The sequence below is a fragment of the Janthinobacterium sp. RA13 genome (assembly GCF_000745325.1).
GTDB lineage: Bacteria > Pseudomonadota > Gammaproteobacteria > Burkholderiales > Burkholderiaceae_D > Janthinobacterium > Janthinobacterium rivuli.
Genome location: NZ_JQNP01000001.1, coordinates 347,566 through 368,944 on the forward strand (window position 1 = coordinate 347,566; position 21,379 = coordinate 368,944).

The 21,379-nt window shown below is 57.2% G+C and carries 16 protein-coding genes and 2 tRNA genes; 13 read left to right on the forward strand and 5 right to left on the reverse strand.

What is annotated here, in order from left to right; translation table 11 throughout:
- Positions 1 to 67: 67 nt before the first annotated feature.
- Positions 68 to 3,280: a metallophosphoesterase gene (locus FG13_RS29265; RefSeq protein WP_081922367.1), complete on the reverse strand. Its 3,213-nt coding sequence runs from the start codon at positions 3,278 to 3,280 to the stop codon at positions 68 to 70.
- 440 nt (positions 3,281 to 3,720) lie between these two features.
- Here FG13_RS29265 and FG13_RS01525 point away from each other — a divergent pair, with 440 nt between their 5' ends.
- The 5 genes from FG13_RS01525 (at position 3,721) to FG13_RS01545 (ending at position 9,916) form a co-directional block, all read left to right on the forward strand.
- Positions 3,721 to 4,125 (forward strand): GlcG/HbpS family heme-binding protein, encoded by a 405-nt coding sequence (locus FG13_RS01525; protein WP_034757420.1) that lies wholly within the window; start codon positions 3,721 to 3,723, stop codon positions 4,123 to 4,125.
- A gap of 295 nt (positions 4,126 to 4,420) precedes the next feature.
- A complete protein-coding gene (gene carA / locus FG13_RS01530) occupies positions 4,421 to 5,599 on the forward strand; it encodes a glutamine-hydrolyzing carbamoyl-phosphate synthase small subunit (protein ID WP_081922368.1) in 1,179 nt (392 codons plus the stop codon).
- Entirely contained in the window at positions 5,592 to 8,828 is a 3,237-nt protein-coding gene (gene carB, locus FG13_RS01535) for a carbamoyl-phosphate synthase large subunit (RefSeq protein WP_035817774.1), read from the forward strand. The genes carA and carB overlap by 8 nt, the downstream gene beginning before the upstream one ends.
- A gap of 168 nt (positions 8,829 to 8,996) precedes the next feature.
- Positions 8,997 to 9,473: a transcription elongation factor GreA gene (greA, locus tag FG13_RS01540; protein WP_010397233.1), complete on the forward strand. Its 477-nt coding sequence runs from the start codon at positions 8,997 to 8,999 to the stop codon at positions 9,471 to 9,473.
- Positions 9,473 to 9,916, forward strand: a complete 444-nt coding sequence (locus FG13_RS01545; RefSeq protein ID WP_176388331.1) for a DUF4149 domain-containing protein — start codon at positions 9,473 to 9,475, stop codon at positions 9,914 to 9,916. The genes greA and FG13_RS01545 overlap by 1 nt, the downstream gene beginning before the upstream one ends.
- A gap of 180 nt (positions 9,917 to 10,096) precedes the next feature.
- Here the strand turns inward: FG13_RS01545 and FG13_RS01550 are convergent, their stop codons facing one another.
- A complete protein-coding gene (locus FG13_RS01550; RefSeq protein ID WP_010397237.1) occupies positions 10,097 to 10,567 on the reverse strand; it encodes a YhbY family RNA-binding protein in 471 nt (156 codons plus the stop codon).
- 42 nt (positions 10,568 to 10,609) lie between these two features.
- On the opposite strand from FG13_RS01550, the gene FG13_RS01555 reads away from it, so the two are divergent.
- From FG13_RS01555 to FG13_RS01580, 6 genes are all read left to right on the forward strand, one after another.
- On the forward strand, positions 10,610 to 11,293 hold the full coding sequence (locus FG13_RS01555) for an RlmE family RNA methyltransferase (protein WP_034757436.1): 684 nt from the start codon (positions 10,610 to 10,612) through the stop codon (positions 11,291 to 11,293).
- Between the two features lie 202 nt (positions 11,294 to 11,495).
- On the forward strand, positions 11,496 to 13,376 hold the full coding sequence (ftsH, locus tag FG13_RS01560) for an ATP-dependent zinc metalloprotease FtsH (protein WP_035817778.1): 1,881 nt from the start codon (positions 11,496 to 11,498) through the stop codon (positions 13,374 to 13,376).
- A 115-nt stretch (positions 13,377 to 13,491) separates the two neighbouring features.
- On the forward strand, positions 13,492 to 14,325 hold the full coding sequence (folP, locus tag FG13_RS01565; RefSeq protein WP_035817780.1) for a dihydropteroate synthase: 834 nt from the start codon (positions 13,492 to 13,494) through the stop codon (positions 14,323 to 14,325).
- Between the two features lie 40 nt (positions 14,326 to 14,365).
- Entirely contained in the window at positions 14,366 to 15,703 is a 1,338-nt protein-coding gene (gene glmM / locus FG13_RS01570) for a phosphoglucosamine mutase (protein WP_035817783.1), read from the forward strand.
- A gap of 81 nt (positions 15,704 to 15,784) precedes the next feature.
- Positions 15,785 to 15,861: transfer RNA gene (locus FG13_RS01575), tRNA-Pro, on the forward strand.
- A 94-nt stretch (positions 15,862 to 15,955) separates the two neighbouring features.
- Positions 15,956 to 16,030 (forward strand) — tRNA-Arg (locus FG13_RS01580).
- A 70-nt stretch (positions 16,031 to 16,100) separates the two neighbouring features.
- Here the strand turns inward: FG13_RS01580 and FG13_RS01585 are convergent.
- The 3 genes from FG13_RS01585 to FG13_RS01600 form a co-directional block, all read right to left on the reverse strand.
- The gene (locus FG13_RS01585; RefSeq protein ID WP_035817786.1) at positions 16,101 to 16,280 is read right to left on the reverse strand and encodes a hypothetical protein; all 180 of its coding nucleotides are present in this window, start codon (positions 16,278 to 16,280) and stop codon (positions 16,101 to 16,103) included.
- A 145-nt stretch (positions 16,281 to 16,425) separates the two neighbouring features.
- On the reverse strand, positions 16,426 to 16,992 hold the full coding sequence (locus tag FG13_RS30760; protein WP_081922369.1) for a PEP-CTERM sorting domain-containing protein: 567 nt from the start codon (positions 16,990 to 16,992) through the stop codon (positions 16,426 to 16,428).
- A 288-nt stretch (positions 16,993 to 17,280) separates the two neighbouring features.
- Positions 17,281 to 17,832, reverse strand: a complete 552-nt coding sequence (locus FG13_RS01600) for a GbsR/MarR family transcriptional regulator (RefSeq protein WP_170909696.1) — start codon at positions 17,830 to 17,832, stop codon at positions 17,281 to 17,283.
- 138 nt (positions 17,833 to 17,970) lie between these two features.
- On the opposite strand from FG13_RS01600, the gene cydD reads away from it, so the two are divergent.
- Together cydD and cydC are read left to right on the forward strand one after the other, a co-directional pair.
- The gene (gene cydD, locus FG13_RS01605) at positions 17,971 to 19,659 is read left to right on the forward strand and encodes a thiol reductant ABC exporter subunit CydD (protein WP_051958351.1); all 1,689 of its coding nucleotides are present in this window, start codon (positions 17,971 to 17,973) and stop codon (positions 19,657 to 19,659) included.
- Positions 19,656 to 21,338, forward strand: coding sequence for a thiol reductant ABC exporter subunit CydC (gene cydC / locus FG13_RS01610; protein WP_035817794.1), 1,683 nt, complete (start codon positions 19,656 to 19,658; stop codon positions 21,336 to 21,338). Before cydD ends, cydC begins: the two co-directional genes overlap by 4 nt.
- The last annotated feature ends 41 nt before the right edge of the window (positions 21,339 to 21,379 follow it).

The window sequence follows — 21,379 nt, forward strand, 5'->3', positions numbered from 1 at the left end:
ATTTATAAAAAACTACCAATGCGTATAAGGATTGGTAGTATGGAATTTTTCTATTCTAGTAAATTTTTCAATCTTCTGTTTTTGAATTTGAGGTTGTTTTTTGTGGTTGTTTTAAAACTCGCTCAGTTACATCTTTATTTTTTAATAAATAGAAATCTTGCAAGCGGCTAACAAGATTTTTCGAATGTGTTGGTTTATGGGTTCTGCCAGGGAGTTTTTTTACTTCAGCCGAACGCAGTGCAATGCTATTTTGTGCACTAACACTAACACCTCCTGCGTCCGCAAGTCTTTGTCTTTCGTTATATGGAAGTGAGAACATATAAAGGTGTCTGGCAACTACTCCTTGCAATAATCTTGATCCAAAGACGTTATCTTTAATGATTGCAGCATATTCCTCTATCGCTGCAATTGGTGGACTTCCGGGGTAGCTTAATTGTGCTGCAATTGAAACTAGTTTATATGTTCCATTTTTTTTTGCTTCTTCTAATTCTGCCTGTTGGCAAACGTGGCCGATGGTTTCTCGTAGTTTTGGCGACCCGATAATTTCGCCTTGGCGTGCAAGTAACCCATCCGCCATTGTCCCCACTGACTGAAATATAAATTTCTGTGCCAATTTATCTGCATCTATTTTTTTTAAAGATGGTAATTTTAAGCAAATTTTACTGCTTATTTCCTCCATCATTGCTTCCGGTGCTTCATTTATTATTCTTAGGAAGAAATTTATTCCGCGAAGTGGTCCATTAAATAGCTCGCCCATTAACTCATGTTTGAATTTTTTGTCGAGAGACCCATATCTATTTTTAAGAATCTGGCCAAGTATTTCACTGGTTTTGAACAGTAGATTTAACTGTGATACATAATCTAAATCGCTAATTGAAGCGAGTTCTTCTTTCGGTTCTTTTTCTGGTATTTTACTAACCTCATCATCTCTGTTTCGTTGTTGAACTCTATTATTTTCCACATCGGATGCATCGACAATTAGGCGAGCGGTTTTTGTTACCCATCCATTAAGTACTGCGGTATCTCTTTTTATATCAAGAGGAAGAGTGTGTTGCACAAGTTGTGATAATACACTTGAAACCTCCCTAATTATCCACTTTGCTGATGTGTGGTGAGTTAGGAAGAGAATTATATTTGCATTTTCTTTTAGATAAAGATGTCTGCAAGCATGAAGTACTATTTCTCGCAAAGATTCATTTTCCTCAAGATTGTCGGCAATGTATTTTGCGGAAAAAAAGTATTTTATGTATGGATAAAGAAAAGAATAAGTGTTGCCTGTTTTTGTTAAGACTCGGCATTGGATCAAAAATTCCATTCTTTCTAGAAATTCAGTATTTAATATATTGGATGAAAATTCTTTGTTGAAATTAGATATGTCCATCTCATCCAAGATATCAGTTTTTTTTGTGTGAAAGTGCCAAGCTAAATTGGAAAGATAGCTGAATATCTCATCGAGCTGTTCACTCTTTAATTTTGCTTTTAATAGGCTTTTTCTAATTAAAAATTCATAGTATTGCGCCATTCCAGCATTTGCTAATGCACCTTTTGCGCTTACCTCCAGTGACTGAAGTAACACAATAACATTGAACGCTGTTGTTGGAACTAATCCTTTTCCAATAACCGAATCGATAATTCCTTGAGCGTCATGTAGACGCTGCTGTAATTCGTCATCTTTTAAGCCTTGGCCAATACGTAGCCATTTTTTTATTAATTCGGTACGTAATTTAAAGCCAAAGCCGAGAATTCTATAGTGACTAAATTGATTTGCAGCTTCAACAGTTTTGCTTGACGAAATTTCCGCTAGTTCAAATCGTTCGCTTACACTGACTATTGCACTATCAAAATGTCTGGTAACAAAATTCAAAATTCTAGCCAATGCATCAGCAGGTAATCCGGCTCGATCCATATTGTCAAGTAGTAATATTTTTGATTCTTTTGGTAGCTGCAAATAGCTATTTATGCAGTCTTTTGAATATTGTTGTTCAACTGCTTGTATTAGTTTCCTTTGAAATTGTTCTTCATTTACGGTTCCAACATCCTTTCCAGTTAAGTATAACGGCACATAGCCGGCAGAAAAGTATCTATGGAATAGAGTACGTAGTAAGGCTGTTTTACCATATTGTTCATCACCGCGTAATATTATTCGGCCTATTTTGTTAACCTGATTTGCAAATATTGCGGAGCTAAGAGTTTCTGGTGATTCTTCAGTGGAATCATGTTGAATTAAATCCGGGAATACAAAGATGTCAGATAGGACAAGTCTCTCTTTGTTTGGATGTGTGAATGTGGCTCCGATATCTTCAATTTCATCCTTGAAATTGTCTGATATTGTAAAGCCTTCGTTTTTTCGTTTCGGCAATGATACAAAGGAATCCCACACGGCATCACCCTGAGTTGGAATGTAAAGTCTGTCTTGCCAGACAAAATCCACCTTGGCAAACCTCTCTGCATCGAGATCAAGTTTTACAACCGTAAAGCTTGATTCTTCCGTGCTGTGGTGGGGCCATAAAGCACCTGCTTCAAGCATTAGACTTTCACCTAAAGATAGATCATTTATAATTGTGGCATTCGAAACATGTTCATGGCCACTCATTACAATTTGAAAATTTTCTCTAAAGAGTTGACGTAGTGGATGGTAGCTGGCCTGTAAGTACCAATTCAATGGATGATGAATAAGGGCAATGCGAATATCAGTAGAAGATTTTACAAGGTCAGCATAATTCTTGACTGGGAAAGATAAGGTTCCAGGAATTTCTGGCACCTGAGAAAGCCAGCTAGCATTTATTGCACTTATTGAAATTGATTTGTTGTTTATATTTAAGTTGTATTGTTTCCATAGCGGATCTGAATGGCTTAGGAATTCTGAACTGAAATTTTTCTCGAATTCGAAATAATTTTCCTGCGGTTCCGTGCAAATAGTTATTACGCTATCGTCGATAGCGCCACCATCTCTGATCGACTGAATTAACGATTTTCTTGCCACTGTCTCAGCTTTAAACTTCCCGTCATGATTTCCAGGGATGCAAATTAAATTTACTACTGTTTCAGTGGAAACTTTTTTCTTTATGCAATCTATTAATTGATTGAAAAATATTTTTGCTAAAGAGTATTCACTTGTTTCTCCGCTATAAGCTATATCCCCGGTAGCTAAAATTATTACGGCAGATACATCTGGAAGTAACGTATAGATTGTGGCGCAAATTTTTTCTGCTCTTGATAGAATCGGACAATTTTTATCATGAATGTGTATATCTGAAATGTGTAGTAAAGCAATTTTCATTCTTTTTCCTGTACATGTGTTTGCGAAATGTCAACAGTATTCATCTTAGACAACTTATTTGGATCAGGCAAGTAATAAGCATTCATCAGAGGGGGAAAATCTTTGGGGATTTTGGCTTCGCTGGAGATGAGAGGGGGGTGTACCCCGGGTAGTGTTTGGTATGCGACGTGGTAGCAAGAGGGTGAGGCTGTAGAGCTTAGCTTTCGTACCGAGTTGCACGCGATCTGGATAGTAGTTCCTTGGTGTTGATCGAATGCCTGTCGATGGCTTTTTTTTGCAAGTGGCACTAGAAAAATTGGTATGTTGTTGGATTGGCTCTAGGGCACTTCTTGCAGTGAAGCATATAAAATTCTGCAACGGAAGGGGTAAGGTTACTGTTCTGGTTGGGAGTTGATGGGTACTTCGTATACAATTTTGTTTCAACATAACAAGGATGCACCATGCAATCGAAACCGATTTTGACCCTGGACGACGTAAAGAAAATCGCTGCCGCCGCCGAAGCGGAAGCGGTCAAGAATAACTGGGCGGTCACGATCGCCATCGTCGACGACGGCGGCCACCTGCTGTGGCTGCAGCGCATGGATGGCGTGGCGCCGATCTCGTCGCACATCGCCCCATCGAAAGCCAAGACGGCCGCGCTGGGCCGCCGCGAATCGCGCATCTATGAAGAGATGATCAATGGCGGCCGCGTGTCGTTCCTGAGCGCGCCGGAAATCGACGGCTTGCTCGAAGGTGGCGTACCCATCGTGTTTGATGGTCACTATGTGGGCGCCGTCGGTGTCTCGGGCGTGAAATCCGCCGAGGATGCGCAAATCGCCAAGGCTGGCATTGCGGCGCTAGTGTAAGTAGTAACCGGTATTGCTTTGCAAGCCGCTCCGCGCAAGCCGGGCGGCTTTTTTCATGGAGCGCAGGATTTATGCTGCTGCGCAAAAAAATGCCGGGGCTTCTGTATTTTCTTCCTTGTGGAAAAGCTTCCTTTTGGTTATAATTCAAAGGTTTAGCCAATCACACATATACCGTAGCGACTACCCATCCCCTCATTCAAAATGACCGTTGAAACACCCTGAGTGCATCTGGCTCGGGTAACTAGGCGGTCGGTCTGACGTGGCGCAGCTACGGTAACTTTATCAGGAGTTGCCCTTGCCGCCATTTTTTTCTGGCCCTGCCGTTCCAGCCATATTAGCGCTTGCTGATGGAACGATCTTTAAAGGTTTTTCGATCGGTGCCGCCGGTCATACCACGGGCGAGGTTGTTTTCAACACCTCGATGACCGGGTATCAGGAAATCCTTACCGACCCAAGCTATTGCCGCCAGATGGTCACCCTGACCTATCCGCATATCGGCAATACGGGCGTCAATCCGGAAGACGTCGAATCTTCCAAGGTTCACGCCGCTGGCCTCATCATCCGCGATCTGCCATTGCTGGCATCCAATTTCCGTTCCACCCTCTCCCTGTCCGACTACCTCAAAGCTGAAAATATCGTCGCCATCGCCGGCATCGATACACGCAAGCTCACGCGCATCCTGCGTGAAAAAGGTGCGCAGGGCGGCGCCATCCTCGTCGGCACGCAAGGCAACGAGCCATCCGCCGCGCAAGCGCTGGAACTGGCCCGCTCCTTCCCCGGCCTGGCCGGCATGGACCTGGCTAAAGTAGTCTCAAGCAAGGACGCCTACGAATACCGCGAAACGGAATGGACCTTGGGTGCAGGCTACGGCCAGCTGGCCGATGCCGACGCGAAATACCACGTGGTCGCTTTCGACTACGGCGTCAAGCGCAACATCCTGCGCATGCTGACGGCACGCGGCTGCAAAGTCACCGTGCTGCCGGCGCAAGCTTCCGCCGCCGACGCCTTGGCGTTGAACCCGGACGGCATCTTCCTGTCGAACGGCCCTGGCGACCCGGAACCATGTGACTACGCGATTGCCGCGACGAAAGAACTGATCGAGAAGGGCATCCCGACCTTCGGCATCTGCCTCGGCCACCAGATCATGGCTTTGGCTTCCGGCGCGAAAACCTTGAAGATGAAGTTCGGCCACCACGGCGCCAACCACCCGGTGCAAGACCTGGAAACGAAACAGGTCTTGATTACCTCGCAAAACCACGGTTTCGCAGTCGACGCGGCAACTCTGCCCGCGAATTGCCGCGTGACCCATGAATCGCTGTTCGACGGTTCCCTGCAGGGCTTTGCCCGCACGGACAAGCCGGCCTTCTGCTTCCAGGGCCACCCTGAAGCGTCGCCGGGCCCGATGGATGTTGCTTACCTGTTTGACCGCTTCATCAACTTGATGGCTGCGGAGGAGAAAAAGAAAAATGCCTAAACGTTTAGATATTAAAAGTATTCTGATTATTGGCGCTGGCCCGATCGTGATCGGCCAGGCCTGCGAATTCGATTATTCCGGCGCGCAAGCGTGCAAGGCCCTGCGCGAAGAGGGCTACAAAGTCATCCTGGTCAACAGCAATCCTGCGACCATCATGACGGATCCGGAAATGGCCGACGTGACCTACATCGAACCGATCACCTGGTCGGTCGTTGAACGCATCATCGCCAAGGAGCGTCCTGACGCGATCCTGCCGACGATGGGCGGCCAGACGGCGCTGAACTGCGCGCTGGACCTGTTCAACAATGGCGTGCTGGAAAAATACAACGTCGAGCTGATCGGCGCGTCGCCGGAAGCCATCGACAAGGCCGAAGACCGTTCCAAGTTCAAGGACGCGATGACCAAGATCGGCCTCGGTTCGGCCCGTTCCGGCGTGGCGCACTCGATGGAAGAATCGTGGGCCGTGCAGCGCACCCTGGGCTTCCCGACCATCATCCGTCCATCGTTCACCATGGGCGGTTCCGGCGGCGGCATCGCCTACAACGAAGAAGAATTCGAAACCATCTGCAAGCGCGGCCTGGAAGCGTCGCCGACGAAAGAGTTGCTGATCGAAGAATCGTTGCTGGGCTGGAAAGAGTACGAGATGGAAGTGGTGCGCGACAAGGCGGACAACTGCATCATCATCTGCTCGATCGAAAACCTCGACCCAATGGGCGTGCACACGGGCGACTCGATTACCGTCGCTCCTGCGCAAACCCTGACGGACAAGGAATACCAGATCATGCGCAATGCCAGTCTGGCAGTGCTGCGCGAGATCGGCGTCGACACCGGTGGCTCGAACGTGCAATTCTCGATCAACCCCGTCGATGGCCGCATGATCGTCATCGAGATGAATCCGCGCGTATCGCGTTCGTCGGCCCTGGCCTCGAAAGCGACGGGCTTCCCGATCGCCAAGATCGCCGCCAAGCTGGCCGTCGGTTTCACCCTGGACGAGCTGCGCAATGAAATCACGGGCGGCGCCACGCCGGCATCGTTCGAGCCGTCGATCGATTACGTCGTCACGAAGATTCCCCGTTTCACGTTCGAGAAATTCCCGACCGCCGACCACCACCTGACGACGCAGATGAAATCCGTCGGCGAAGTGATGGCCATTGGCCGTACCTTCCAGGAATCGTTCCAGAAAGCCTTGCGCGGCCTGGAAGTGGGCGTGGACGGCATGAACGAGAAGACCAAGGACCGCGAAAAGATCGAAGAAGAACTGGGCGAGCCTGGTCCTGAGCGCATCTGGTACGTGGGCGACGCATTTGCCCAGGGTTTCACTTTGGAAGAAGTGCATCAGCTGACCAAGATCGACCCATGGTTCCTGATTCAGATCAAGGAAATCGTCGACCTGGAACTGTGGCTCGATACGCAGAAGCTGGAAAACCTGGACAAGAACACCCTGTACAAGTTGAAACAGAAGGGCTTCTCGGACCGCCGCCTGGGCTTTTTGCTGCAGACGACCGACACGGCCGTGCGCCAGCAGCGCCATGCGCTGAACATCCGTCCCGTCTACAAGCGCGTCGATACTTGCGCGGCCGAGTTTTCGACCGACACGGCGTACATGTATTCCACGTACGACGAAGAGTGCGAATCGAATCCGACCGACAAGAAAAAGATCATGGTATTGGGCGGTGGCCCGAACCGTATCGGCCAGGGTATCGAGTTTGACTATTGCTGCGTCCACGCGGCCCTCGCCATGCGCGAAGACGGCTACGAAACCATCATGGTCAATTGCAACCCAGAAACGGTTTCGACCGACTATGACACTTCCGACCGTCTGTACTTCGAGTCCCTGACCCTGGAAGACGTGCTGGAAATCGTCGCCATCGAAAAACCGGTCGGCGTGATCGTGCAGTACGGCGGCCAGACGCCATTGAAACTGGCGCTGGACCTGGAAGCGAATGGCGTGCCGATCATCGGCACCTCGCCCGACATGATCGACGCGGCCGAAGACCGCGAGCGTTTCCAGCAAATGCTGCACAAGCTGGAACTGCGCCAGCCGCCTAACCGCACCGCGCGCACGGAAGCCGACGCCCTGGCGCTGGCGCAGGAAATCGGCTATCCGCTGGTCGTGCGTCCATCGTACGTGCTGGGCGGCCGCGCCATGGAAATCGTCCACGAGCAACGCGACCTCGAGCGCTACATGCGCGAAGCCGTCAAGGTCTCGCACGATTCGCCAGTGTTGCTGGACCGCTTCCTGAACGACGCCATCGAGTGCGACGTCGATTGCATCTCCGACGGCGAAACGACGTTCATCGGCGGCGTGATGGAACACATCGAACAGGCTGGCGTCCACTCGGGCGACTCTGCTTGCTCGCTGCCACCATACTCGCTGTCGCAAGAAACCATTGATGAACTGAAACGCCAGACGGCGCTGATGGCCAAGGGTTTGAACGTGGTCGGCCTGATGAACGTGCAGTTCGCGATCCAGAAGCAAGAGATCGATGGCGAAATGAAAGACGTCGTCTTCGTGCTGGAAGTCAATCCACGCGCGTCGCGCACCGTGCCTTTCGTTTCGAAAGCCACCGGTCTGCAACTGGCGAAGATTGCCGCGCGCTGCATGGTCGGCCAGTCGCTGGCCTCGCAAGGCATCACGCAGGAAGTCGTGCCGCCATACTTCAGCGTCAAGGAAGCCGTGTTCCCGTTCGTCAAGTTCCCTGGCGTGGACACCATCCTCGGCCCTGAAATGAAATCGACGGGCGAAGTCATGGGCGTGGGCCTGACCTTCGGCGAAGCATTTGTAAAATCGCAGCTGGGCGCCGGCGTGAACCTGCCAAAATCGGGCAAGGTCTTCATCAGCGTGAAAGCGTCGGACAAGCCGCGCGCCGTGCAAGTGGCGCGTGATTTGGTCGAGTCCGGTTTCACCGTGGTCGCCACCAAGGGTACCGCCGCCGTGATCGCTGCCGCCGGCATCGCCGTCACGCCAGTGAACAAGGTGATCGAAGGCCGTCCGCACGTGGTCGACATGATCAAGAACCATGAAATCGTGCTGGTGATCAACACCGTGGAAGAAAAGCGCAGCGCCATCGTCGATTCGCGGGCCATCCGCACGTCGGCCCTGGCGTCGCGCGTGACGACCTACACCACCATCGCCGGCGCGGAAGCGGCCGTCGAAGGCATCCGCCACCTCGATGAGCTGCGTGTGTACGATTTGCAAGGCCTGCACAAGACCCTGCAGCAAGCGTAGTCCGCGCGCCATTTGCAGTGACCGCCGTTAGGCGGTACACTGCATGCTTATCAACCACAGAGTTCCGTGCAGAGTAGCGCGCGGCCTCTGTGGTTTTCACTTGGTAAGGCCGTTAAACGTGGCAACACACTGCAACGGCGCCGATAACTAGCAGATAGTAGAGATAACATGACCTCAGTCCCATTGACCAAATACGGCGCAGAACTTCTGAAGGAAGAGCTGCATCATTTGAAGACCAAGGAACGCCGCATCGTCATCGATGCGATCGCCGAAGCGCGTTCGCACGGAGATTTGTCGGAAAACGCCGAGTACGATGCCGCCAAGGAACGCCAGGCCTTCGTCGAAGGCCGCATCGCCGAGCTCGAAGGCAAGCTGGGCGCAGCGCAAATCATCGACCCGACCGCGCTCGACGCGGAAGGCCGCGTGGTGTTTGCCTCGACGGTGAACCTGGAAGACCTGGAATCGGGCCAGAAAGTCACGTACCAGATCGTCGGCCTCGATGAAGCCGACCTGAAAAAGAACAAGGTTTCCGTGACGTCCCCGATCGCCCGCGCGCTGATCGGCAAGTATGCCGGCGACGTGGTGGAAGTGCAGGCGCCGTCCGGCCCGCGCGAATACGAAATCCTGGAAGTACTGTACATCTGATGCTCGCCCGCGTGCGCATCCTCGTTGCCACCCTGTGGGCCGGCAGCCTGTGGACCATCGGCTTCATCGTGGCGCCGACCCTGTTCGGCACCCTGAGCGATAGAGTGCTGGCGGGCAATATCGCCGGCAGCATGTTCCGCGCCGAAGCCTGGCTGTCCATCGCCTGCGCTGTGGTACTGCTGGCCTTGCTGCAATGGGCGCCCGGCGCGCTGGAACTCAAGCGCCGGCGCCTGCTGGGCGCGCTGGTGCTGTCGATGCTGGTGTGCGCGCTGCTCAGCCATTTCGGCATTTCGCCGCTGATGGCCGAGCTCAAGGCGCAAGCCCCGTCGGGTATCATGGACGAAGCCATGCGCAGCCGTTTCGGCATGCTGCATGGCGTGTCGACGCTGATCTTTGCCGTGCAAAGCTTGCTGGCGGGCGTGCTGATCTGGAAACAGCAATAAACGTTGGCGGTGTTGTCGGATTACGCGCTGCGCGCTAATCCGACCTACCGATCAATGCCGTAGGTCGGATTAGCGGCGCCCTGGCGCCGCGTAATCCGACAAGCAATAAAAAAGCGGAGCAGGGAAGATCCCGTGCTCCGCTTCTTGTTTCAACAGCCTTGCGGCTGCTGAACGACAGGCTTACTTGCTGCCCAGTGCGCTTTTCTTGGCGCTTTTCTGACGTGGCTTGGCACGCTTGATGGAACCGCCTTCGGTAACGCGCTCATTGCCCTTGATCATGACTTTCGTCACGCTCGGGCGCTTGGTGCCGCTGGCGCTGGCCTTGACGATGGTCACTTCGCGCATGCCTTTGCCGGCGCTGACCTTCTCCTTAACCACTTCTTTTTTCGGACGGTAGATTACCAGCAGTTTGCCAATATGTTGTACCGGGGCGGCGCCGAGATTGCCGCAAATCGTATCGTACATTCCGACGCGGGCTTCGCGGTCGTCGCCGAACACGCGGACTTTAATCAGACCGTGCGAATCCAGGCCAAGGTCGATCTCTTTGAGGACAGCAGGTGTCAAGCCCGCTTCGCCAATAATGACGATAGGCTTCAGCGCGTGTGCTTCGGCGCGCAGTGCGCTGCGCTCTACGGGTGTAAGTTTTAGCATAATAATATTTAGTAATTCCCTTAAAAGCAGTATTCTACGCGAATGGCAAAGAAGAAATTAAACAAAAACTGGTTGCACGACCACATAAATGATCCATATGTGAAGTTGGCGCAAAAAGAGGGCTACCGCGCCCGGGCAGCATACAAGCTCAAAGAAATCGATGAAGACGAAAAACTGATCAAACCTGGGCAGGTGATTGTCGACCTTGGTTGCACTCCTGGCAGCTGGGCCCAGTACACGCGGCGCAAGCTGGCCGGCAAGGACGGCGGCGGGGTCAATGGTACCCTGATTGGCCTGGACATGCTGGAAATGGAGCCAATAGCCGATTTCCACTTCATCCAGGGCGACTTCCGCGAAGCGCGCGTGCTGCGCCAGCTGGAAGTGGTGTTGCAGGGCCGCAAGGTCGACCTGGTCCTGTCGGACATGGCGCCCAACCTGTCGGGCATCGCCACGGCGGATGCCGCGCGCATGGAACACTTGATTGACCTGGCCATCGAATTTTCGCAATTGCACCTGAAGCCGTCTGGCGTGCTGCTGGTGAAATGCTTCAAAGACATGGGTTTCAGCCAGATCGTGGAGAAATTCCGCGCTGAATTCAAGGTCGTGGTGCAGAAAAAGCCGAAGGCCAGCCGCGATAAATCGTCGGAAATCTTCCTGATGGGCCGTGGAATCAAGAATCCGCTGAAAAATGCCGTGGAAGAAGATGATTCCGCCCTTGATATTTAAGCGGGAATCCGCACATGGGAACGAGAAGTGCAGTAGCGTCTGATGGCATAAAAGCCTAAATTGTTTATACTGCATTTTTTTGCGTGAACGCGATTTTTTCGCGCGCACGGATCGGCGGGCTTTGGCACGGCCCGCTTATTGCGAGTAAAATCGTGTTTCTAGCTATAGGTAAAGAGATGCGCACTGCATCCAAGGAGTCTTCGTGAATAACATGTTTTCCAAATCTGCCATCTGGGTAGTCGTATTGCTGCTGTTGTTCATGCTGTTCAAGCAATTCGACAGTCATGGCGCCACAGGCGGCAGCAAGGCCATCGCTTATTCCGATTTGCTGGATGAAGTCAAAGCCAAGCGCGTCAAGGATGTCGTGATCGAAGGTTCGTCGATCACCGCCAAGCTGATGGACGACACCAAGGTGCGTACCACCGCCACCAGCCTCGACAAGGGCCTGATCGGCGACTTGCGCGACAATGGCGTGCATTTCGATGTGCGTCCGCCTGAGGAAGCGTCTTTCCTGCAAACTATTTTTGTTTCCTGGTTCCCCATGCTGCTGTTGATCGGCGTCTGGGTTTTCTTCATGCGTCAGATGCAAGGCGGCGGCAAGGGCGGGGCATTCTCGTTCGGCAAGTCGAAAGCGCGCATGATGGATGAAGCCAGCAACACCGTCACCTTCGCCGATGTCGCCGGTTGCGACGAAGCGAAAGAAGAAGTCAACGAAGTGGTCGACTTCCTCAAGGATCCGAGCAAATTCCAGAAACTGGGCGGCCGCATTCCCCGCGGCGTGCTGATGGTTGGTCCTCCGGGCACGGGTAAAACCCTGCTGGCGCGCGCCATCGCCGGCGAAGCCAAGGTGCCGTTCTTCTCGATTTCCGGTTCTGACTTCGTGGAAATGTTCGTCGGCGTCGGCGCCAGCCGCGTGCGCGACATGTTTGAAAACGCGAAAAAGCATTCGCCGTGCATCATCTTCATCGATGAGATCGACGCTGTCGGCCGTCACCGTGGTGCCGGCATGGGCGGCGGCAATGACGAGCGCGAACAGACCTTGAACCAGTTGCTGGTCGAGATGGACGGTTTTGAAGCGAACTCCGGCGTGATCGTCGTGGCCGCCACCAACCGCGCCGACGTGCTCGACAAAGCGCTGCTGCGTCCAGGCCGTTTCGACCGCCAGGTGTCCGTCGGCTTGCCCGACATCCGCGGCCGCGAGCAGATCTTGAACGTGCACATGCGCAAAGTGCCTATCGGTACCGACGTGAAAGCCGATATCCTGGCCCGCGGCACCCCTGGTTTCTCGGGCGCGGACCTGGCCAACCTGGTCAACGAGGCAGCCCTGTTTGCCGCACGCCGCAGCAAGCGTCTGGTGGAAATGGCCGACTTCGAAGACGCGAAAGACAAGATCTACATGGGTCCCGAGCGTAAATCGATGATCATCCGCGAGGAAGAGCGTCGCAATACGGCTTACCATGAGTCCGGTCACGCCGTCGTCGCCAAGCTGCTGCCGAAGGCTGATCCCGTGCATAAAGTGACGATCATGCCGCGCGGCTGGGCCCTGGGCCTGACCTGGCAGCTGCCGGAACACGACAATCTGTCCGCCTACAAGGACAAGATGCTGGAAGAAATTTCCATCCTGTTCGGTGGCCGTATCGCCGAAGAGATTTTCGTTGGGCAAATGTCCACGGGCGCGTCGAACGACTTCTCGCGCGCCACCAAGCTGGCCCGTTCCATGGTGACCCGCTTCGGCATGTCCGACAGCATGGGCGTGATGGTCTACGAAGACAGCGAAAACGAAGGTTTCTTCGGTGGCGCCACCAAGACGATCTCGGAAGCGACCCAGCAAAAGGTCGATGCTGAAATCCGCAACATTCTCGACAAGCAATATGCTTTGGCGCGCACCTTGCTGGAAGGTAACCGCGACAAGGTCGAAATGATGACCAAAGCCTTGCTGGAATGGGAAACCATTGATGCAGAGCAAATCAATGACATCATGGCCGGCCTGGAGCCGCGTCCACCGAAAGTCATCCCGCCACGCCGCAATGCGGGCGACAGCGGCACGGGCGGCATCTCGCCTAACGTGACGGCACCAGCCTGATAACGGCCGCCCTGACCGGCGGTGTGCAAGGGCATGGCAAGAACGAGGGTAAGGAGCAATCCTTGCCCTTTTTCGTTGCCGCGACAGTTTTTTCCTGACGACTACAAAGATTCACATGCGACACTATTTGCAATTCGGCCGTTTCCGCTTCAACCTGTCCGGCACGCAGGCGCTGGTGATGGGTATTCTGAACATCACGCCTGACTCGTTTTCCGATGCGGGCCAGTATCAACACCTGGAGTTTGCCATCTCGCGCGCCGAACAGATGATGGTTGACGGCGTCGACATCATCGACATCGGCGGCGAATCGAGCCGTCCCGGCGCGCCGCCGCTGCCGCTGCAGGACGAGTTGCAGCGCGTCATGCCGGTGCTGTACGCCTTGCGCGATTGCGGCAAGCCCCTGTCCGTCGACACCTACAAACCGGAAGTGATGCGCGAAGCCATCCTGGCGGGCGCCGACATGATCAACGATATCAACGGTTTCCGCGCGCCAGGCGCCATCGACGCCGTGCGGGACAGCGATTGTGCGCTGTGCATCATGCACATGCAAAACGTGCCAGAAACCATGCAAGCCCAGCCGCAGTACGAGGACGTCGTGCGCGAAGTCATCGACTTCCTGCGCGAACGCATCGACACGATGACGGCGGCCGGCATCGCCCGCGAACGCCTGTGCGTCGACCCCGGTTTCGGTTTTGGCAAGACGGTGGAGCAGAACTATGCCTTGCTGCGCGCCACGCGCCAGTTGCGCAGCGAGCTGGACCTGCCGGTGCTGGCCGGCCTGTCGCGCAAATCGATGATCGGCGCCGTCACGGGACGTCCCGTCGAGCAGCGCCTGGCCGGCAGTGTTGCCGGTGCGCTTGCTGCGGTAGCGCAAGGTGCGGAAATTATCCGTGTGCATGATGTAGCTGAAACCGTCGATGCACTGAAGGTCTGGCGCATGGCACACTGAGCCTGTAAGATTTATCATAAACAACAAAAAGAGAAATACTATGACGCGTAAATATTTTGGTACCGATGGCATTCGTGGCCTGGTGGGCACGGCTCCGATCACACCCGATTTCGTCATGCGCCTCGGCTATGCGGCCGGCAAGGTGCTGGCCAAGTCGCAAGGCGGCAAGTCCCGCCCGACGGTACTGATCGGCAAGGACACGCGCATTTCCGGCTACATGCTGGAAGCGGCGCTGGAAGCGGGCCTGTCGGCCGCTGGCGTGGACGTGATGCTGGCCGGCCCCATGCCGACCCCGGCCATCGCCTACCTGACGCGGGCGCTGCGCCTGTCGGCCGGCGTCGTCATTTCCGCCTCGCACAATCCCTACCATGACAATGGCATCAAGTTCTTTTCCGGCCAGGGCACCAAGCTGCCCGACAGCGTGGAACTGGAAATCGAAGCGGCGCTCGACGAGCCCATGGCCTGCGTGCCATCTGAAAAACTGGGCCGCGCCAAGCGGCTGGACGATGCCCAGGGCCGCTACATCGAATTTTGCAAGGGCACCTTCCCGAACGAGCTGGACTTGCGCGGCCTGAAGATCGTCGTCGATTGTGCACACGGCGCCGCCTACCATATCGCGCCGCACGTGTTCCATGAGCTGGGCGCGGAAGTCATCGCCATCGGCAACAAGCCCGACGGCTTCAACATCAACGCGGGCTTCGGCGCCACGGCAACCAAGGCCATGGCCGAAGCCGTCGTCGAGCACGGCGCCGACCTCGGTATCGCGCTCGACGGCGACGCCGACCGCCTGATCATGTGCGACGCCACGGGCCGCCTGTATAACGGCGACGAGCTGTTGTACGTCATGGTCAAGGACCGCCTGGCGACAGGCCCCGTGGCTGGCGCCGTCGGCACCCTGATGACCAACATGGCGCTGGAAGTGCTGTTCAAGCAGCAGGGCATCGGCTTTGCGCGCGCCAAGGTGGGCGACCGCTACGTGCTGGAAGTCATGAAGGAAAAGGGCTGGATACTGGGCGGCGAAGGCTCCGGCCATTTGCTGTGTCTGGACAAGCACACGACGGGCGACGGCATCGTCTCCGCGCTGCAAGTATTGTCCGCGCTCAAGCGCAGCGGCCAGAGCCTGCAGCAATGCCTGGCCGAACTGGTGCTGTTCCCGCAAACCCTGATCAACCTGCGCGTGGCACCCGGTTTCGACTGGCAGAAAAATGCCGCCATGGTGGCCGAGAAAGAACTGGTCGAGGCCGAGCTGGGCGATACGGGCCGCGTGCTGATCCGCGCTTCGGGCACGGAACCGCTGATCCGCGTGATGGTGGAAGCGAAGGATAAAGCGAACGCTGAAAGCATGGCGCGCCGCATCGCGGATAAAGTGGGTGTGTAAGGGCAGGCGCCGATAGTTATTTCCATCTAATTCGTCTATGGCAATTGACGAAATTGGGTGGGGGCGTTATTATCTTGTCTTCGGAGTGTGGCGCAGCCCGGTAGCGCACCTGGTTTGGGACCAGGGGGTCCAAGGTTCGAATCCTTGTACTCCGACCAAAGTCATAAGCGGGCTGTCAGAAATGACAGCCCGTTTTCTATTCCGCGCTGGCATTTCATTGCTGGCGCGCATGGACTAAAATACTGCACCTCTCCGCCCATCGTTCAACGGATAGGACAACGGTCTTCTAAACCGTGAATGGGGGTTCGATTCCCTCTGGGCGGACCAGTTTCATACTGGCCACGGCTTGCGCCATGCGGCCGCATCTTCTCTCTTTCCTGTCTATCAGCACGCGGCCCTAAGGCTGCGCAAACAGCACCACGCTCAGCAAATACAGCAGCGGCACGGCGCACAGCAGCGCAGACAACACCGACAGCATTTTCTTGCTCGCCAGGCGTGCCTGGCGCAGCCGTTCGCGCGCAGGCAAATGCCGGCGGACCAGGTCGCGCGCGCGCGGCTGGAATGGTGATTCATACATGTGAGCTCCCTCGCAACGATGGCTGATGATGTCGGCCAGCATAGCGGGAGCGGCATAAAGGCGGTGTAAAGAGTGGGCAGCGCGGCGCAAGCGCGCTGTAAACATGGATGCGCCGGCGCCGTGTTGCGGGTCTTGCCCGATGCTCTTATTTTGCCTGGCGGCGGCGCGCCAGGATGCCGAGCAGGCCCAGGCCGGCGAGCAGCATGGCATAGGTTTCCGGTTCAGGGATGGCGGAAACATAGGCGCGGTAATTGCTCAGGTCCTTGGGCAAGCCCTCTACCGTGAAGGTCGTGCCGGCTGCGACGGGCGCTGCCCATTGGAAGACCAGTTCGCCCTGGCCGAAATGGATGGCTAGGTAATCATAGTCCGCCGCACTCGTGAAGGAATTCACCCCGCCGCTGGCGCCTGCCGTGGTGCCCGCGGTGCAGCCTGAGGTGGCATTGTCGCAAAACGAGACGGCCGCACCCAGGCTGGTGCCGAAAACGCCGTTGATGTAGCCCTGGATGTCGGTGGGACTCTGCGGCACGAGATTGTCGTCATAGTATTTCACCATGAGGGCAGGTGACGGCGAGTAAGTGACGGTGCTGCCTTCGATGCTGAAACCGCTGGCCGGTCCCACATCGACCCATGTAGCAGCCTGTGCCACACCCATGCAGGCCGTCAGGGCGGCCAGCATGGATGCCCGTATGGCAATGCTTGTTATGCTTTTCATGAAAATCCCCTTTTATTTTATTGCAGACATTTCACTGCTTCAGGGTGCGCGCCATCCGGTCAGGGAGGTCGACTTGTCGCCCGGTCGCCTTTGCGTGAGTACGCATATGCAAGCTTAGTCTTGATGTAAATTAATACAATTTAAATAATGCTATTGGCATGCTTGACAACATCGCATACGGCTATGTATGGCTGTGCTGGCGAGGGCCTGTGCGGGAATAGACATGGCGTGACAAGGCGTGCCAGCTTGTGCTGGCAACGCCTTGAGTGGGAAGAGGGGAGGCGGGTTTCAGTCGCTGTTATTGCTGACGCCAAACAGGCGATCCTTGGCGTTGAGCAGTTTTTGCACCTTGGCGCCCATTTTCATCAGCTGCGCCATCGATTCGGGCGACAGGCGCTGCAAGTCGTCGAACCAGGTGTTGGCCAGGTCGACCAATTCATACATTTCGCGCATGCGCTCCTGCGCATACTGGTCGACGGGTTCCGTGGCCGGCGCCAGCAGCGATTCGCGCAGCACCGTCAGGGTAGGGGCCACTTCGCGGCGGCGGCGCTCGGCGGCCACCACGCGGAAGATTTGCCACACATCGCCCAGCGAGGAAAAATACTCGCGCCGGTCGCCTGGGATGCGCGATTGGCGTATCAAGCCCCAGCCCTGCAATTCCTTCAGGCCGATGCTCACGTTCGAGCGTGAAAAACTCAGGTGTTCCGCGATTTCATCCGCGTGTAAAGGATGCTCCGCGACAAACAACAAGGCGTACACTTGCCCCACTGTGCGGTTAAAGCCCCAGCGGCTGCCCATCTCGCCGAAATGGCTGACGAAGGTCAGGATCAGCGGCGTCATTTGGATATGTTGAGTTTTCATAATTATCTGAATTTTTTCACGCCACACCCGCAGGGTCAATTGATATATGTCATGTTTCGCAGTATTATACAAAATATCGAATTTACAGAAAATTCTGAAAACTCAAAAAGTATAGAGATGCCGACCACGCCACTGTCTTTGCCCCGCTTTATCCTTCCCCGTGCCGCCAGCCTGGCGCAGGGTGGCGCCGCCTTGCTGTGGCTGCCGCAAGCGGCCTTGCTGGCCTGGGCCGTGCAAGCCATGCTGGACGGTGCAGCGTGGCGCGCGGCCCTGCTGCCGGCCGCTGGCGTGCTGCTGCTGGGCGTGCTGCGCGCCGGCTGCGAAGCGTGGGGCGCGCGGCGCATGTATGCGGCGGCGCGCGCGCACCTGTCCACCTTGCGCGCACAAGTGGCGCAAGCGCTGGCGCGCCGTTCGCCGCTGGACCGCCAGCGTGCGCAGTCGGGCCAGGCGGCCAGCGTCATCGCCGAACAGGCCGAAGCCATCGTGCCGTATCTGGTGCGCTACAAGCCCGCGCGCTGGAAAGTCATGCTGGTGCCGCTCGTGATCCTCGCCGTGGTGACACCGCTGTCGTGGATCGCCGCCTTGATCCTGCTCATCGCCGCGCCGTTGATTCCCGTCTTCATGGCCCTGGTCGGCATGGGCGCGCAAGCGGCCAGCCGCGCGCAGATGGTGGAAATGGGTAGCATGAACGCCTTTCTATTGGACCGCCTGCGCGGCCTGGCCACCCTGCGCGCGCTCGACGCCGTCGACGCCACGGCCGCACGGCTCGACGCCTCATCGCAATCCGTGCGCCGGCGCACGATGGTGGTGCTGCGCATCGCCTTTTTGTCGTCCGCCGTGCTGGAACTGTTTTCCGCGCTCGGTGTCGCCATGGTGGCGGCCTTCATCGGTTTCTCCCTCTTGGGCAGCATCAATTTCGGCACCTGGGGCCGCGAGCTGACCTTGGGGCAGGGTTTGTTCATCCTGTTGCTGGCGCCCGCGTTTTTCGAACCCTTGCGCGAACTGGCCGCCGTCTGGCACGACAAGGCGGCCGGCGAAGCGGGCCTGGCCGGCCTGCACGACCTGGCGGCCGACGGCGTTCCGCTGCCAGGCGCGGAGGTCCTGTCTGTCGTCGTCTCCGCCGCCGCCATGGCCGTGGCGCCGCCGCCCGCTATCGACATCCATCAACTGCGTTTTGCCCACCCTGGCGAAGCGCCCGTGTTCGACGGCTTCGACTTGACGGTGCGCGCCGGCGAACACCTGGCCCTGCTGGGCGCCAGCGGCGCCGGCAAGACCACCTTGCTGTCTCTTCTGGCCGGCTTGCTGCCCGCCAGCGGCGGAGACATCCGCATCGGCGGCGTGCGCCTGACCGACAGTACCGTCAATACCTTGCGCCAGCGCATGGCCTGGATGGGCCAGCGCCCGCACGTGTTTGCCGCCTCCGTCAGCCAGAACGTGACCCTGGGCCGCACGGGCGCCAGCGCCACGCAGGTGACGCAGGCGCTGCACCTGGCCGACCTGGCTGCCGTGGCGCAGGCGCAGCCGGCCGTCATGCTCAGCGATGGCGGCCAGGGCTTGTCCGGTGGCGAAGCCGTGCGCCTGGCGCTGGCCCGCGTGGCCCTGCATCCGCATGCCGATTTGCTGCTGGTCGATGAACCGACGGCCCACCTGGACAGCGAAACGGCGGCGCGCGTCACGGACGCCTTGCTGGCACTGGCGCAAGGCAAGACGATGATCGTCGCCACGCACGACCCCGTGCTGGCCGGCCGCCTGCAGCGCACGGTGCAGGTCGATGCCCGGGCATCGGCGCAGGAGCGGCAGGCATGAAAAATTCAATGATGCTCAACCCCGTGCTGCGGCAATTGCTGCTGGCCCAGCCCGGCAAGCTGATCGGCGGCGCCTTGCTGGCGGCCCTGACGGCGGTGTCCGGCATGGCCTTGCTGGGCTTGTCCGGCTGGTTTATCACGGCCACCTCGATTGCCGGCCTGCATGCGTCGACGGCCATCCTGTTCGATGTCTTCGGTCCGTCGGCCGGCATCCGCCTGCTGGCCATCGGCCGCACGGGTTCGCGTTATGCGGAACGCCTCGTCACGCACGACGCCACGTTCGCCGCGCTGGCCAGCATCCGCGTGCGGCTGTTCCGTGGCTGGTCGCGCCCGGAAGCGGCCAGCCGCTTGCTGCGCCAGCCCGCCAAGCTGCTGTTCCGCCTGACGGCCGATATCGACGCGCTCGAATCACTGTATTTGCGTCTGCTGGTGCCTGCCTTCACGGCCTTGTGCGTAGCCTTGCTGGCCGGCGTGGCGCTGGGCGTGATGCGGTGGCAGCTGGGCCTGGGTCTGGCCGTGTGGCTGCTGGCCGCCGGCGGCGGCATCAGCTGGGTCGTGGCGCAACGCGCCCGCCGTCCCGCCATCGTGCGTACACGCGCCATCGAAAAACTGCGTTCCGGCACCATCGACCTGGTGGCGGGCCAGACGGACCTGGTGATGGCGGGCCGCATCGACGCCCAGTGCGCGGCGCTGGGGCAGATCGACCGGTCGCTGGCGCAAGCCGATTTCGCCCTGCTGCGCCTGGAAACTGCCGCCGGCGCCGCGTATGGGGTGGCGGGCAGCGCGACCTTGGCAGGTGTGCTGCTGGCCGTGGCCGCGCTGGTGCAGCAGCAAACGATGAGTGTGCCGCTGGCGGCCCTGGCCCTGTTGATCGCCCTGACGGCCGTGGAACCGTTCGCGGGACTGCGCCGCGGCGCGCTGGAAGCGGGCCGCATGCTGCTGGCCATACGCCGCCTGGCGCCGCGCCTGGAAGGAGACGACGTGGTGACGCCGCCCGTGGACGCCGCGCCGGGCTTGCGCCTGGAACACGTGAGCGCCGCGCATGCGGGCAGCCAGGTCGCCATCTTGCATGACGTATCGCTGCACATCGCGGGCGGCGAGCGCGTGGCCTTGATCGGCCCCAGCGGCGCGGGCAAGTCCACTTTGCTGGCCATCGCCGCGCGCGAGCTGGCGCCGCTGTCGGGCAGTGTCCACGCTGGACGCGCCTGCCTGTTCACGCAGAAGACGGAATTGTTCCAGGACAGCTTGCGCGACAACCTGCGCCTGGCCGACCCGTCCGCCAGCGATGCGCAGCTGTGGGCGGCGCTGCAGGCAGCCGGTCTGGACGACGAGGTGCGGTCCTTCGCGGACGGCCTGGACACCAAGCTGGGCGAAGGCGGCCTGGGCTTGTCGGGCGGCCAGGCGCGGCGATTGGCGCTGGCGCGGCTGTTCCTGCACGAATCGACCTTGTGGCTGCTGGACGAAGCGACGGAAGCGCTGAATGCGCAGACGGCGATCGATGTCCTGCAGCGCCTGGGCGCGCGCAGCGAAGGACGTACTTTGCTGATCGCCACCCACTTGCGGCGCGAAGCGGCGCTGGCGGACCGGCTGGTCAGCCTGCGCGATGGCCGCATCGTGGGCGACGCGCGCCGTGGCACGCCAGCCTTTGAGGCAGCCATGGCGGGCTTGCGGGGGGACTGACGGGCAAGCGGTCAGTATTTGAAAGGTAGCAAGTTTACACA

Excerpts from the sequence above, each read along its gene's own strand:
- FG13_RS29265 (WP_081922367.1), bottom strand. The coding sequence starts at position 3,280 with ATGAAAATTGCTTTACTACACATTTCAGATATACACATTCATGATAAA.
- FG13_RS01525 (WP_034757420.1), top strand. The coding sequence starts at position 3,721 with ATGCAATCGAAACCGATTTTGACCCTGGACGACGTAAAGAAAATCGCT.
- carB (WP_035817774.1), top strand. The coding sequence starts at position 5,592 with ATGCCTAAACGTTTAGATATTAAAAGTATTCTGATTATTGGCGCTGGC.
- greA (WP_010397233.1), top strand. The coding sequence starts at position 8,997 with ATGACCTCAGTCCCATTGACCAAATACGGCGCAGAACTTCTGAAGGAA.
- FG13_RS01545 (WP_176388331.1), top strand. The coding sequence starts at position 9,473 with ATGCTCGCCCGCGTGCGCATCCTCGTTGCCACCCTGTGGGCCGGCAGC.
- FG13_RS01550 (WP_010397237.1), bottom strand. The coding sequence starts at position 10,567 with ATGCTAAAACTTACACCCGTAGAGCGCAGCGCACTGCGCGCCGAAGCA.
- FG13_RS01555 (WP_034757436.1), top strand. The coding sequence starts at position 10,610 with ATGGCAAAGAAGAAATTAAACAAAAACTGGTTGCACGACCACATAAAT.
- folP (WP_035817780.1), top strand. The coding sequence starts at position 13,492 with ATGCGACACTATTTGCAATTCGGCCGTTTCCGCTTCAACCTGTCCGGC.
- glmM (WP_035817783.1), top strand. The coding sequence starts at position 14,366 with ATGACGCGTAAATATTTTGGTACCGATGGCATTCGTGGCCTGGTGGGC.
- FG13_RS01585 (WP_035817786.1), bottom strand. The coding sequence starts at position 16,280 with ATGTATGAATCACCATTCCAGCCGCGCGCGCGCGACCTGGTCCGCCGG.
- FG13_RS30760 (WP_081922369.1), bottom strand. The coding sequence starts at position 16,992 with ATGAAAAGCATAACAAGCATTGCCATACGGGCATCCATGCTGGCCGCC.
- FG13_RS01600 (WP_170909696.1), bottom strand. The coding sequence starts at position 17,832 with ATGACGCCGCTGATCCTGACCTTCGTCAGCCATTTCGGCGAGATGGGC.
- cydD (WP_051958351.1), top strand. The coding sequence starts at position 17,971 with ATGCCGACCACGCCACTGTCTTTGCCCCGCTTTATCCTTCCCCGTGCC.
- cydC (WP_035817794.1), top strand. The coding sequence starts at position 19,656 with ATGAAAAATTCAATGATGCTCAACCCCGTGCTGCGGCAATTGCTGCTG.